11 protein-coding genes and 1 pseudogene are annotated in these 13,568 nt (G+C 72.4%); 8 read left to right on the plus strand and 4 right to left on the minus strand.

Annotated features, from left to right (window positions below; genetic code table 11):
- Positions 1-92 precede the first annotated feature (92 nt).
- From CEG14_RS21260 to CEG14_RS21285, 6 genes are all read left to right on the plus strand, one after another.
- Entirely contained in the window at positions 93-1,367 is a 1,275-nt protein-coding gene (locus CEG14_RS21260) for a carboxylesterase/lipase family protein (protein ID WP_094828400.1), read from the plus strand.
- Between the two features lie 31 nt (positions 1,368-1,398).
- Complete coding sequence (locus CEG14_RS21265) at positions 1,399-2,361, plus strand: Bug family tripartite tricarboxylate transporter substrate binding protein (protein ID WP_094828564.1); 963 nt, start codon at positions 1,399-1,401, stop codon at positions 2,359-2,361.
- A gap of 75 nt (positions 2,362-2,436) precedes the next feature.
- On the plus strand, positions 2,437-3,387 hold the full coding sequence (locus tag CEG14_RS21270) for a LysR family transcriptional regulator (RefSeq protein WP_094828401.1): 951 nt from the start codon (positions 2,437-2,439) through the stop codon (positions 3,385-3,387).
- Between the two features lie 126 nt (positions 3,388-3,513).
- A complete protein-coding gene (locus tag CEG14_RS21275; protein ID WP_094828402.1) occupies positions 3,514-4,893 on the plus strand; it encodes a GntT/GntP/DsdX family permease in 1,380 nt (459 codons plus the stop codon).
- 53 nt (positions 4,894-4,946) lie between these two features.
- Positions 4,947-5,390 carry a GNAT family N-acetyltransferase gene (locus tag CEG14_RS21280; protein ID WP_094828403.1) on the plus strand — a complete coding sequence of 148 codons (444 nt, stop codon included), beginning with the start codon at positions 4,947-4,949 and terminating at the stop codon, positions 5,388-5,390.
- A complete protein-coding gene (locus CEG14_RS21285; protein WP_094828404.1) occupies positions 5,387-6,187 on the plus strand; it encodes an AraC family transcriptional regulator in 801 nt (266 codons plus the stop codon). The genes CEG14_RS21280 and CEG14_RS21285 overlap by 4 nt, the downstream gene beginning before the upstream one ends.
- Before the next feature lie 6 nt (positions 6,188-6,193).
- On the opposite strand, the pseudogene CEG14_RS21290 reads toward CEG14_RS21285, so the two are convergent.
- From CEG14_RS21290 to norR, 4 genes and pseudogenes are all read right to left on the minus strand, one after another.
- Positions 6,194-8,637: pseudogene (locus CEG14_RS21290) on the minus strand (TonB-dependent siderophore receptor).
- A gap of 95 nt (positions 8,638-8,732) precedes the next feature.
- The gene (locus CEG14_RS21295) at positions 8,733-9,707 is read right to left on the minus strand and encodes a FecR domain-containing protein (protein WP_094828405.1); all 975 of its coding nucleotides are present in this window, start codon (positions 9,705-9,707) and stop codon (positions 8,733-8,735) included.
- A complete protein-coding gene (locus tag CEG14_RS21300; protein ID WP_094828406.1) occupies positions 9,704-10,231 on the minus strand; it encodes a sigma-70 family RNA polymerase sigma factor in 528 nt (175 codons plus the stop codon). The genes CEG14_RS21295 and CEG14_RS21300 overlap by 4 nt, the downstream gene beginning before the upstream one ends.
- Positions 10,232-10,368: 137 nt before the next feature.
- Positions 10,369-11,919: a nitric oxide reductase transcriptional regulator NorR gene (gene norR, locus CEG14_RS21305; RefSeq protein WP_094828565.1), complete on the minus strand. Its 1,551-nt coding sequence runs from the start codon at positions 11,917-11,919 to the stop codon at positions 10,369-10,371.
- A 147-nt stretch (positions 11,920-12,066) separates the two neighbouring features.
- Here norR and ytfE point away from each other — a divergent pair, with 147 nt between their 5' ends.
- Positions 12,067-12,747: an iron-sulfur cluster repair protein YtfE gene (gene ytfE / locus CEG14_RS21310; RefSeq protein ID WP_094828407.1), complete on the plus strand. Its 681-nt coding sequence runs from the start codon at positions 12,067-12,069 to the stop codon at positions 12,745-12,747.
- Between the two features lie 63 nt (positions 12,748-12,810).
- Positions 12,811-13,542 (plus strand): helix-turn-helix domain-containing protein, encoded by a 732-nt coding sequence (locus CEG14_RS21315; RefSeq protein ID WP_094828408.1) that lies wholly within the window; start codon positions 12,811-12,813, stop codon positions 13,540-13,542.
- The last annotated feature ends 26 nt before the right edge of the window (positions 13,543-13,568 follow it).

The following is a 13,568-nucleotide window of genomic DNA, read 5'->3' on the forward strand; positions in this document are numbered from 1 at the left end:
GGCCCGGTTCGAAAGCCGCATGACTGCCCGGCCCCGCCTGTGCCTACCATGGACCATCGCGGCTTTCCCGCCGCGCCATTCCGGGAGACGGCATGAGCGAATCCATCTCCGCCCGCATCCGCGAGGGCGATCTGCACGGCGTGAGGATGAACGGCGTCTGCCGCTTCAGCGCCATCCCCTATGCCGCGCCGCCGGTCGGCCCGCTGCGCTTCGCGCCGCCGCAGCCGCCGCGCTGGCAGGGCCGGCGTGACGCGAGCCGGCCCGGACCCGTCGCGCCGCAACGGCCGTCGCGGCTGCGCGAGGCCATGGGCGATTTCGACGCCGCGCAATCCGAAGACTGCCTGCACCTGAACGTCTGGACGCCCGCGCCCGACGCCGCCCGCCGCCCGGTCGTGGTCTGGCTGCATGGCGGCGCATGGCAGAGCGGCGGCGCCGCCCTGCCCTGGTACGACGGCGCCCGGCTCGCCGCGCGCGGCGACGTGGTGGTGGTCGGCGTGAACTACCGCCTCGCGGCGCTGGGCTGGCTGTACCTGCCCGGGCAGACCGCCAACGCCGGCCTGCTCGACCAGGAAGCCGCGATCGACTGGGTGATCGAACACATCGAGGCCTTCGGCGGCGATCCGGCGCGCATCACGCTGATGGGCCAGTCGGCCGGCGCCTCGTCGATCTGCGCCATGCTGACGCGCCGGCCGCGTTTCGCGCGCGCCATCCTGCAAAGCGCGGCGCTGGGCCGGGGCTTTCGCAGCGCGGCCCAGGCCGAGACGCTGGCGCACGCCGTGCTCGCGGCCTGCGGCGCGCGCGACCTCGACGGCCTGCGCGCGGTGCCGGTCGAGGCCTTGTTGCGCGCACAACAGGATGCCGGCGTGCTGGCCGCCCTGCGGGCCGAGGACAGCAGCCGCTCGCTGTTCGGCCCGGTGGCCGACGGCGAGGTGTTGGCACGCGACATGGACGCGGCGCTGGCCGGGGCGGCCGGCCGCGCCGACGTGCTGGTGAGCTTCACGCGCGACGAAATGGCGGCCTTCCCCGGCATCGGCCGCGATGCCGCCGGCGCCGCGCTGGGCGAGGCCGTGTTCGGCGCGCCCGCCCGCGCCTGGGCCGGGCGGGCGGCGGCCAGCGGGCGCCAGGCCTGGCTGGCACGCTTCGACGTGGGCGCCACGGCGCGCTTCGGCGCCTGCCACTGCATCGAACTGCCGTTCGTGTTCGACACCCTCGATGCCTACCCGGGCGCGCCGATGCTGGCCGGCCTTGATCCGGCGGCCGCGCAGGATCTCGCCGACCGGACCCAACGCGCCTGGCTCGCCTTCATCCGCGGCGACGCCCCGGGCTGGCCGCCCGCGCCGCACCTGCATGCGCTCGACGCCGGCTGAAGAACACCACAACGACACTCAGGGGAACCTCATGATCAAACGCACTCTCCGCGCGGCCCTCGCCGCCCTGCTGTTGGCCACGGGCGCGAGCGCGCAGGCGGCCTTCCCGGATCGGCCCGTGCACATCATCGTGTCCAATCCGCCCGGCGGGCCGGTGGACGTGATGCTGCGCGTGCTCGCGGCACGGCTCGGCCAGCAATGGAACCAGCCGGTGGTGGTCGAGAACAGGCCCGGCGCGTCCGGCATCATCAGCACCAGCGCGCTGCTGAAGGCGCCGGCCGACGGCTACACGCTGGGCATGGTGGTCGCCTCCACCGTCACCATCGTGCCGTTCGCGGTGGACAAGCTGCCCTTCGACACGCAGAAGGACCTGCAACCGATCGCGCTGGTGGCGCGCACGCCGTTCCTCTTCATCGTGGCCGCCGACAGCCCGCTGCGCAGCTGGAGCGACTTCGTCGCCGCCAGCAAGCAGCGCAGCCTCACGATGGGCTCGTTCTCGATCGGCACGGCGTTCCATCTGGTGTGGGAGCAGACCGCGCGCCACGCCGGCATCCAGGCGCTGTACGTACCGTCCTCGTCGTCCGGCAAGACCCAGAGTGACCTGCTCGGCGGGCAGCTCGACGTGGCGCTCGACGCGCCGTCCAGCGCCAAGGGCCTGATCGACAGCGGGCGCGTGCGCGCGCTGTCGATCACCAGCCCGCAGCGTTTCGCCGGCCTGCCAGGCACGCCCACGCTGGCCGAGTCGGGCCTGCCCGGCTATGCGCCACAACCCTGGATCGGCCTGATGGCGCCCGCCGGCGTGCCCGCCGACCGGGCGCTGCAGATCCAGCAGGCGGTGGCGCGGGTGCTGGCCGAGCCGGCCATGAAGGCGCAGATGGAAACGCTGGGCATGATCCCGATCGGCGGCACGGCCGAGGAGCTGGCCCGCACCATCGCCGCCGATCGCGCGGAGATGGAACCGCTGATCAAGTCGCTGGGCATCAAGCTGCAATAGCGGCTGCGGGTTTCCGCGGCATTGCCGCTGCGGGCGGGCGCGTGAATAATCGAACGCTCCCGCCGCCCTCGCCCCATGACCCCGTTCAAAGGAAAACTCCGCACCCGCCACCTGGAGATCGTGCTCGCGGTGGCCGACCTGGGCAACCTGTCCAAGGCCGCCACGCAGTTGCACAGCACCCAGTCGGCCCTGTCGCGCGCCATCGCGGAGATCGAAGACCTGGTCGGCGCGCGCCTGTTCGAGCGCACCGCCAAGGGCACCACCTGCACGCCGCTGGGCCTGGCCATGTGCCGCCACGCGCGCCAGCTGTTGAGCAGCTACCGCAAGGCCGAGATCGACCTGGCGGCGCTCGCGCGCGGCGAGGCCGGCAGCCTCACGGTGGGCTGCTTCACGCTGTTTTCCGGCTGGCCGGTGGCCGAGGCGGCGCTGCGCTTTCGCGAGGCCCATCCGCGCATCACGCTGTCGGTCGAGGTCGGCACGCACGAGCGCCTGATCGAAGACCTCGACGCCGGCGCGCTCGACATCCTGATCAGCCGCTTCGCCTCCACCGTCAACCCCCAGATCTACCGTTCGGTGACGCTCAGCGAAGACGCGGTGGTGCTGACCTGCGCGCCGGGCCACCCGCTCGCCACGCAGGCCGATGCCACGCTGGCCGACTACGTGCGCCATCCCTGGATCGCGGCGCTGCCCGGCAGCCGCATCCGCGGCGAACTCGAGATCGCGCTGCGCCACGGGGGCCTGCCGATCCCGCGCATGGTGGGCGCGCTGTCGCTCGAGTTCGGGCGCGAGATGATGCGCGCCGGCCAGGATCTCTGGCTGCTGCCCGGCAGCGTGGCGCGCGTGTGGCAGGCGCGCGGCGAGCTCTGCGTGCTGCCGCTGCTGCCGCCGCTGCGGCGCTCTCCGCTGGCCGCGATCTGGCGCCGCGACCGGCCCAGCAACCGCCAGATGCGCGCCTTCGCCACCCAGGTCGCGCGCGTGATCCAGGGCACGCCCCAGGCGCGCGACGACGCCGGCGCCGCGCGCTGAAACCGCGCTGAACGGCGTGCCGTTCAGCCGCGCGCAAGCCCGCGGCGGCCACGGCAGTTTGTCAGGTGCGGCGCGCATAATGGGTTCGAGACCGCGCGCGCAGCGCGCGTACGTACAGAGCCCGACATGAACGCCATTGCCCATACCCTGGCCCCGTGGGGCACGCACGACACCCAGCTGGTGGTGTATTGCGTGATCGCCCTGCTGGCCATCATTCTCTTCATCAGCGTGCTGCGGCTCGCGCCCTTCCTGTCCATCCTGATCGGCGCCTTCGGCGTCGGCCTGGCCGCCGGCCTGCCGCTCGAAAAGGTCGGCCACAGCTTCAGCCAGGGCGCGGGCAGCATCCTCGGCGAGGCCGGCCTCATCATCGCGCTGGGCGCCATGCTGGGCGCGCTGATGGCCGAATCGGGCGCGGCGGACCGCATCGTCAACCAGATGCTGGGCGCCGCGCGCGGGCGCGCGCTGCCCTGGCTCATGGCCGCCGTGGCCATGGTCGTCGGGCTGCCGCTGTTCTTCGAGGTGGGCCTGGTCATGATGGTGCCCATCATCCTCGTGATGGCGCGCCGCAGCGGCCTGCCCATCCTCGCCATCGGCATCCCGGCGCTGGCCGGCATGACCACGCTGCATGCGCTGGTGCCGCCGCACCCCGGCCCGCTGATCGCGGTGAGCGCGCTGCATGCCGACCTCGGCACCACGCTCGGCCTGGGCCTGCTGATCGCCGTCCCCGCCGTGATCCTGGCCGGCCCGATCTATGGCGGCTGGCTGTCGCGCTGGATGAAGATCCCCGAGCCCGAGCAGCTCGGCGAGCTCTACACCTCGCGCCGCGCCGACGACGACCTGCCCGGCTTCGCACCCGCGCTGACCACCATCCTGCTGCCGGTCGCCCTGATGCTGGGCCGCACGATCGCGCGCCTGTGGGTCGCGCCCGACACGCCGCTCTACGACGCGCTGAACTTCGTCGGCGAGCCCATCGTGGCGCTCACGCTGGCGGTGCTGGCCGCCGTCGTGCTGCTGGGCTGGGGCCGCGGCACCAGCCGGCGCGACGTGGGCGAGACGCTGCGCCGCGCGCTGCCGCCCATCGCCGGGCTGCTGCTCACCATCGGCGCGGGCGGCGGCCTGAAGCAGGTGCTGCTGTCGGCCGGCATGAGCGACACCATCAGCAAGATCTCCACCCAGTCGCACATGCCGCTGATCCTGCTGGCCTGGATCGTGGCCGTGGCGCTGCGCCAGGCCACCGGCTCGGCCACCGTCGCCACCACCACCACGGCCGGCATCATCGCGCCGCTGGCCGCCGGCCTCGCGCCCACGCAGGGCGCGCTGCTCGCGCTGGCCGTGGGCTCGGGCTCGGTGTTCTTCTGCCACGTCAACGACGCCGGCTTCTGGATGGTGCGCGAGTACTTCGGCCTGGACCTGAAGCAGACCCTCTGGGTCTGGTCGGTGCTGCAGACCATCGTGTCGGTGGTCGGCCTGGCCATGACGCTGCTGCTCTGGCAATGGCTCGCCTGAGGCGGTAAAACGTGCGGGTAGCCGGCGCCGCCGGTGCCCGCCCTCCCCGCGCCATGACCGCCGACCTGCACTACCCGCCCGTCGTCATCGAAGACCTGCCCGCGCTGGCCGAGCTGCGCGTGGCGGCCATGCGGCCCAGCCTCGAGGCGCTCGGCCGCTTCGACCCGGAGCGCGCGCGGCGCCGGCTGGTCGACGGTTTCGTCGCCGCGCATGCGCGCCACATCGCGGCCGGCGCCGAGCGCATCGGCTTCTATCTGCTGCAGCCCGAGGCCGACGCGCTGCACCTCAAACACCTGTATCTGTGGCCGCGGCACAGCGGCCACGGGCACGGCAGTCGCGTGATCGCGCATCTGCAGGCGCAGGCCGCCGCGCGCGGCCTGCCGCTCCGGCTGAACGCGCTGCGCGGCAGCCGCGCCAACGATTTCTACCGCGCCTGCGGCTTCGTGGCCGAGCGCGAGGATGCGCTCGACATCCATTACGTCTGGCACGCGCCGTGAGCGCCGCCCCGCACGAGCTGGTGCGCAGCCATGCGCTGCCCGGCGTCACGGCGCTGGCGCTCGACAGCGCGCGCCACTACGGCCGCCACACCCACGATCAATACGGCATCGGCCTGATCCTGGCCGGCGCGCAGCGGTCGGCCAGCGGGCGCGGACCGGTGGTGGCCGGGGCGGGCGAGCTGATCACGGTCAATCCGGGCGAGGTGCACGACGGCATCCCGCTCACCGGCGCGCGGCGCTGGCAGATGCTGTATTTCGACGTGGAACTGCTGCGCGACGACGACGGGCGGCTGCGCGAGTTCACCGCGCCGGTGGCGCGCGACGTGCGCGCCGCGGGCCTCTTTGCGCGCCTGTACGCCTGCCTGCGCGAGCCCGGCGCGCAGGCCGGGCAGCTCGCGCCGCAGAGCCTGCTGCTGGCGCTGCGCGCGCGCCTGGGTGCGTGCAGCGGCGCCGCTGCAGACGCGGCGCGCATCGACGGCGCGGCACTGGCGCCCGCGCGCGCACGCATCGACGCCGACCCCGCCGCGCAGCACCGCCTCGACGCGCTGGCCCAGGCCTGCGGCCTGTCGCGCTACGCGTTCCTGCGCGCCATCGCCCGCCTCACCGGCCTCACCCCGCATGCCTACGTGCAGCAGCAGCGCCTGCACCTCGCACGCCGCCTGCTCGCGCGCGGCGAGCCCGTGGCGCAAGCCGCCGCCGACGCCGGCTTCGCCGACCAGAGCCACCTGACGCGGCTGTTCGTGCGCGACTACGGCGTGACGCCGGCGCGCTACGGGCGCGCTGCGCCCCCGCGCTGAACCGGCTCAGAAGTCGACCGAGGCCGACAGCATGAAGGTGCGCGGTGCGCCCTGCGAGATCGTGCCGTACGAGGCCACGCCCGACCAATAGCCGCGGTTGAACACGTTGGCCACCGTCGCACGCAGCGTGACGTCGCGCTGCTGCACCCGCATCGTGTAGCGCGCCCCCAGGTCCAGCGTGGTCCACGACGGCACCGACTGGGTGTTGGCCTGGTTCACGTACTCCTGGCCCGTGTACACGACGTTGCCCATCAGCGTCAGGCCCTGCACCCACGTGCAGGTCCCATTGCGCGCCCAGGCTCGCCATCCGGCGCGGCACGCCGACCGGCCGGTTGCCCTGCGTGAGCGGATTGCTGGTGCGCGTGAGCTCGGCATCGAGCCAGGTCACGCCGCCGAGCAGGCGCACGCCGGGCGCGATCTCGCCCGACACGTTCAGCTCGAGCCCGCGGTTGCGCTGCTCGCTGTCCGCGGCATAGACGCCGTTGCTCAGCTGCCCGCTGGGCTTGCTCAGGTTGAAGGCCGACAGGCTCACCACCGCGTCATCGAAATCGACCTTGATGCCGACCTCGCGCTGGCGCGACTTGTAGGGCTTGAACACCTCGCCCGCGTTGCTGGCCGTGGCCGGCGCCACGTCGCCCTTGCTCAGGCCTTCGATGTAGTTGGCATAGAGCGAGACGTTGTGCCACGGCTTGAGCACGAGCCCCGCCAGCGGCGTGGTCGCGCTCTTGTCGTAATGCAAGGTGCGCGCGCCGGCCGCGTTGAAGTTGTTCGACTCGATCTGCTGGTGGCGCAGCCCCAGCGTGAGCTGCGCGCGCTCGTCGAACACGCTCAGCGTGTCGGCAATCGCCAGGCCCTTGAGCTGCGACGACGACACCTTGGGCACCAGCGCCGGCGCCGCGATGGACTGGCTCGGCCGGGTGATCGGGTCATAGATGTTGGACAGCACCGGCGTGCCGGCGCGGCTCGCCTGGGAGATCTGGTCGTCGTAGAGCGAGCCCTGCAGACTGAGGGCGTGGCTGACCGGGCCGGTGTCGAAGCGCGCCCGCGCGCCGGCGTTGTAGGTGGCGCGCTCGACCTCGAATTTGAAATAGCTCGGCGTGGCCGTGGTGTCGCCACGGCGGTTCAGGATGGTGGGCGTCTGGTCGCTCAGCCGCGCGATGTCGATGGTCGAGCCGCCCGCGTCGGCGAACAGCGTGATCGCGTCCGTCGCGTCGTACTCCACGCGCAGCAGCGCCGACTGGCTGTCGGACGTCCACCAGCCCCACGGCTGCGTCACGTTGCGGCGGCCATCGGGTGCCTCGGGCACCTGCAGTCCGGCCGTCACGAGCATGGGTCGAGTAGGCGCGTCGATGCGCTCGTTCTGCAGCAGCACGTCGAGCGTGGCGCGCAGGCGCGCTCCGCGATAGTCGAGCGCGAGCGCGCCGAGATCGGTGCGCGAGCGCTGGTTGTCCAGCGCCGTCGCGCCCTGGCGATGCATGCCGTTCAGGCGCACGCCCCATTCGCGGTCGTCGCCGAAACGGCGGCTGAGATCCACCCGGCCGCCCCATTGCCCATCCGACAGGTAGTCGGCGGTGACGCGGCTGAGATCGTCGGGCAGCGACCGCTTGGGCACCATGTTCACCACGCCGCCCACGCCGCTGTTGGGCGACATGCCGTACAGCAGCGCGCCGGGCCCCTTGAGCACGTCGACGCGCTCGATGTAGTCGGTGAACACGTGGTAGTTCGGCGCGATGCCATACACCCCGTCGAAGGCGATCTCGCCCAGATTGCCTTCGCCGATCGGGAAGCCGCGGATGTAGAAGGAATCGGTGATGCCGCCGATCTGGCCGGTGAAGCGCACCGAAGGGTCGGCGTTGAGCGCCTCGCCCAGCGTCGTGACCTGGCGGTCGGCGAGCATCTGCGCCGTGTAGGTGGTCTGGTTGAACGGCGTGTCCATCACGTCGCGGTTGCCCAGCATGCCGAGCCGGCCGCCCCGGGCGGCCTGGCCGCCGGTGAAGAGCTCGGGCAATGCGCCCGGCGTGTTGCCGGCCACCGTGACGGCGGGCAGCGTGGCCGCGTCGCCGGACGCGGGCAGGCGCCGCAGGGGTGTAGCCCTTGCCGGCCGGCGCGAGCGCGAAGCCGCTGCCCGCCAGCAGGCGGGCAAAGCCGTCCTGCACGCCGAATTCGCCGTCCAGCCCGGGGCTGGTCTGGCCGCTGACCGCGGCCGGATCGAAGGACAGCGCGGTGCCGCTCGCGGCGGCGAACTGCGCCAGCACCTGGCCCAGCGGGCCGGGCGCGACGCGGTAATGCTGGCGCGCCGGGCCAGCCGGCGTCGCGACGCCGGCGCCGGACTGGGCCGTGGCCGGCGGCGTGACGGCCGTCAGCGCCGCGGCGAGCGCGGCGGCCAACGCCAGCGTCGATGCGCGCGGCGGCAGGGAGGAAGATGAAACGGAAACAGCGTGGCCTTTCATGGTCGGGCAATCCGTAGGCAGGAGTCAGGTCGGAAGCCGCGGTGCTCGCGCAACGCGGGGATTTCCTGCCATACCGGATGAGATCGAAAAAAGGCTCACGTGCCCTCGGCCTCGACCGCTCGCACGCTGACCCAATACGGCGTGAGGCGGTCGATGCGCACCGGCAAGGTCCGTGCCAGCAGCGCCAGGCTGGCGTCGGTGTCGGTGAGCGGGAATGCGCCGGACACGCGCATGCCGGCCACGGCGGGATCGCAGCGCAGCACGCCGCGGCGATAGCGCGCGATCTTCGCCAGCACCTCGCCGAGGGGCCGCTCGTGCACCGCCAGCATGCCGCGCGTCCAGGCGGCATCGGCCTCCAGGGCCGGGGTCTGGCGCCCCGCCGCCGCCTCGGAGAATGCCAGCGCATGCCCGGCCTGCACGATCTGCGGCGCGGCGCCGCCGGCCGGGCTGACCTCGACCGCGCCGTCGTACACCGCCAGCGCGGTCTCATCGCCGTCGATGCGCACCGTGAAACGCGTGCCCAGCGCGCGCAGCTCCCCCTGCGCGGTGCGCACGCGGAACGGCCGGCCGGCGCGGTCGGCGGCGGTCTCGACCAGGATCTCGCCCGCGCGCAGCCACAGCAGCCGCTGCGTGTCGGAGTACAGCACGTCGAGGGCGGAGGCGCTGGCGAGCACCACGCGCGTGCCGTCGGCGAGCGAGAGATGACGGATCTCGCCCGTGGCGCTGCGCAGGTCGGCCGACCAGGCCGTCCAGGGCAGCAGCCGCGCGGCGCTCCACGCGGCCGGGGCGACGATCGCCAGCCCGGCCAGGCCGCGCAACAGGCGGCGGCGCTCGCGCTGCCGCCGGGCCGCGTCGCGCAGCACCGGCGCCCCGACGGGCGCGGGCACCTCGGCGAGATGCCCGAGCAGTGCGCGCGCGCGTTCCCAGGCTTCGGCATGCCGGGCATCGGCGCTGTGCCACGCATCGAAGGCGCGCGCCTGTTCGCCCTGCAGCTCGCCGCACTGCAGGCGCACCAGCCAGTCGGCGGCCTGGCGCAGTACCTCGGGGGGCAGTGCCGGCTGCGCGCTCATGCCGCCGCCAGGCAGGCGACGAAACCCGCCTGCATGTGGCGTTTGACCGTGGCGAGCGACACCGCCATGCGTTCGGCGATGGCGTCGTACTTCAGGCCGTCGAACTGCGCGAGCAGGAAGATCTCGCGGGTGCGGGCGGGCAGCGCGGCCAGCGCGGCATCGATGCGCACCAGCGTTTCGAGGATCAGCGCGCGGGCCTCCACCGAGGGCGTCACCGCCTCCGGCAAAACGGCCAAGGCCTCCAGATAGGCGCGCTCCACCGCCTGGCGCCGCCAGTGATCGACCATCAGGCCCTTGGCGATATGGACCAGGAATGCGCGCGAACCGCCGTCGGGCGCATCGGCGGCGGCGCGCCGGCGAGCCTGCAGCACGCGCACGAAGGTGTCATGCGCCAGGTCGGCCGCGTCGCCGGCATTGCCGAGCCTGGCGCGCAGCCAGCCCGCGAGCCAACCGTGATGATCGCGGTACAGGCGGTCGACGTCGCGGTGTGCGGAGGAAGCGATGGTGGAGGCCGGCCCTTGCATGGTGGTCTTGCGGCAGACCCTGGCAGGCCCGCAGTCATTAAGAATGGTTCGCATTCTAGTGGATGCGGCCGTTCGCCGGCGCGGACTTTTTGGGGGGCAGAAGCACCCGACATCGGTTGTGGCGCGTGCGCCACGCGTCAGAGGCCCAGGCGGCGCGCCAGCTTGTGCAGGTTGCTCGGGTCCAGGCCCAGTTGGCGGGCCGCCTGGCTCCAGTTGCCGTCGCGCGCCTGCAGCGCCTGCCTGATCCAGTCGCGCTGGAATGCATCGACCGCCTCGCGCAGCGGCGTGGCGGGCGAGATCGCGGGCGGCGCAACGCCGGGCGCGGGGCGCCCGCCGCCATCGGCACGCGCCGCCGCGCTCTCGCCGTCGAAGGCGCCGTCCAGGTCGAACAGATCGGCCGGCAGCGTCACGATCTCGTTGCGGCCCGCGCCCCGGCTCACCACCTTGAGCGCGGCGCGGCTGATCTCGTGTTCGAGCTCGCGCACATTGCCGGGCCAGGCATAGCGGCGCAGCGCCTGCTCCGCCTCGGGCGCGAGGCGCAGCGCACGCAGGCCGAGCCGCGCCCGGTTCAGCTCGAGGAAGCGCCCCGCCAGCAGCATCACGTCGTCGCCGCGCTCGCGCAGCGGCGGGATCGCGATGGGATAGACCGACAGCCGGTGATAGAGGTCGGCGCGGAAGGTGCCGTCGCGCACGTGCTCGCGCAGGTTGCGGTTGGTGGCCGCGATCACGCGCACGTCGACGCGGCGCGGTATGTCGGAGCCGAGCCGCTGGATCTCGCCGTTCTGCAGGGTGCGCAACAGCTTGGCCTGGATGGCGAGCGGCAGCTCGCCCACCTCGTCGAGAAACAAGGTGCCGCCGTTGGCCGCCTCGAAGCGGCCCGGGCGTTCGGCCGTGGCGCCGGAGAACGCGCCCTTGGCGTGGCCGAACAGCTCGCTCTCGGCCAGCGATTCGGGCAGCGCCGCGCAGTTCACGTGGATCAGCGGCTTGGCGCGCCGGCGCGAGAGCCGGTGCAAGCGGTGCGCGAACAGCTCCTTGCCCACGCCGGTCTCGCCCAGCAGCAGCACGGGCAGCTCCGAGTCGGCCACCACCGTGAGTTCGTGCAGCAGGTGCGTGATGGCCTCGCTGCGGCCGATGATTTCCTCGTCGCCGCGCACGATGTGCAGCGCGGGCTCCTTGGCGCGGGCAAGCCGCAGGGCGCGGATCTCTTCTTCCAGGCGGGTGATGCGCAGCGCCGCCTCGATGGCCGGCAGCAGGCGCTCGAGCTCGCGCTGCGCGTCGGGCAGGAAGGTGCCGGCATCGAGCGCGTCGAGCGTGAGCACGCCGACCTGGCGGCCCTCCACCGACAGGCTCGCCCCCATGCAGTCGTGCACCGACAGGGGCTCGTGCAGGCGATCGTCGATCAGGCCGTCGTAGGGATCGGGCAGGCCGCTGTCGGCCGGGAACCGGGTCACGCCGGCGCGGGCCAGGATGGCCGCCAGGCGCGGCTGCTGGGCCACCACGAAGCGCCGGCCCAGCGCGTCGCTGCTCAGCCCGTCGACGGCCAGGGGCCGCAGATAGTCGCCGTCGAGGCGCAGCAGCGCGCAGGCGCCGGCGCGAAAGTGGGCGCGCAGACTCACCACCAGGCGCTGCAGGCGCACCCCGGCCGGCAGGTCGGCCGTGAAGTCGGCCAGCAGCAGTTCCGTCATCATGGTCAAAGTCACCCAAGCATGGTTGTTTTCACCCGAACTCGCCAGGTCAATATAACCCTGCCCCAAAACAAGCGCTTGATTTTCATCAACTTACGGCTTGGCATGGTTTTCGCTTTAAGAAGGATGAACCCCTCCAAGGAGCACACCATGAGCATGCAGGACCGGTCATTGGGCGATCTGGCCCGGCGCATCCCCGGCGCCACGCGCGTTTTCCACGACTACCAACTCGACTTCTGCTGCGGCGGCAAGCACTCGCTGCGCGAAGCGGCGCAAAGCCGGGGCGTGGACGGCGCCGTGATCGAGGCCCGCCTGCGCGCGCTGGCCGAGGTGCCTGCCAACACGCGCGACTGGTCGGACGCGCCCGCGCGCGAGCTGATCGACTACATCCTGGTCCGCTATCACGACGTGCACCGCGAACAGATGCCCGAGCTGATCCGCCTGGCGCGCCGTGTCGAGGACGTGCACGGCGACCGGCCGGAATGCCCGACGGGCCTGGCCGACCTGTTGCGCGACATGCGCCAGGAACTCGAGAGCCACATGCAGAAGGAAGAGCAGGTGCTGTTTCCGTTGCTGGCCCGCGGCATGGGCGCCATGGCCGGCGCGCCGATCGCGGTGATGCGCATGGAACACGACGACTGCGGCGTGGAGCTGCGTCGCATCGAGGCCCTGACCCGCGACATCACGCTGCCGCGCGGCGCCTGCAACACCTGGCGCGCGCTCTACCTCGGCCTGCGCGCCTTCCGCGAAGACCTGATGGATCACATCCATCTGGAAAACAACGTGCTGTTCGAGAACGCCCTGCAACCCGCGGCACCCGCCGCGCATTGAAGAACGCCTCCAGAACAAGAACCGGGCCGGGTCCGTGACGCGGTCCAACTCGAAGGAACCATCATGCTCGCCACTACTTCGTTCGACCAGACCACGCCGCGCTGCCTGCACAATGCCGGCCTGCTCCCGCAACCCTCCTGCGCCGAAGAAGACCGCCGCTTCGAGGCCCTGGTGCACGAACGGCGCCGCCTCGGCAAGGGCGAGAAGCTCTTCGCGGTGGGCGACGCGATGCAGGAGATCTACGTGGTGCGCACCGGCACCCTGAAGGCGCTCGTCGTCACCGAAGACGGCCACAACCAGGTGCTGGGTTTCTATCTGCCGGGCGAGCTGATCGGCCTCGACGGCCTGGCCGGACTGTGCCACACCGCCGACGCCGTCGCGCTCGAGGACAGCGAGGTGTGCGTGCTGCGGCTGGCCGACATGCAGGCCCTGGCGATGGAGATGCCGGCGCTGCAGCTGCGCTTTCTGCGCGCGATGGGGCGCGAGCTGTCGCAGGAGCAGACCATGCTGGTGCGGCTCGGCTCGATGCGCGCCGAAGAGCGGCTCGCCGCCTTCCTCGTCGACCTCTCGCGCCGCATGGAAGCGCGCGGCTACTCGCCCTCGGAATTCAACATGCGCATGACGCGCGAAGACATCGGCAGCTATCTCGGCCTTACCCTGGAGACCGTGAGCCGCCTGTTCTCGCGCCTCGCCGAGGCCGGCCTGATCGCGATCCGGCAGCGCAATGTGAAGCTGCTGGACCTGGCACGGCTCGGCGCACTCTGCACCTGCGGAAAGGTCTCAACCCCGCATTGAGACGACGCGCGCCCCAAGCCCGTGGC

This window comes from Bordetella genomosp. 1, assembly GCF_002261335.1.
Classification (GTDB): domain Bacteria; phylum Pseudomonadota; class Gammaproteobacteria; order Burkholderiales; family Burkholderiaceae_B; genus Bordetella.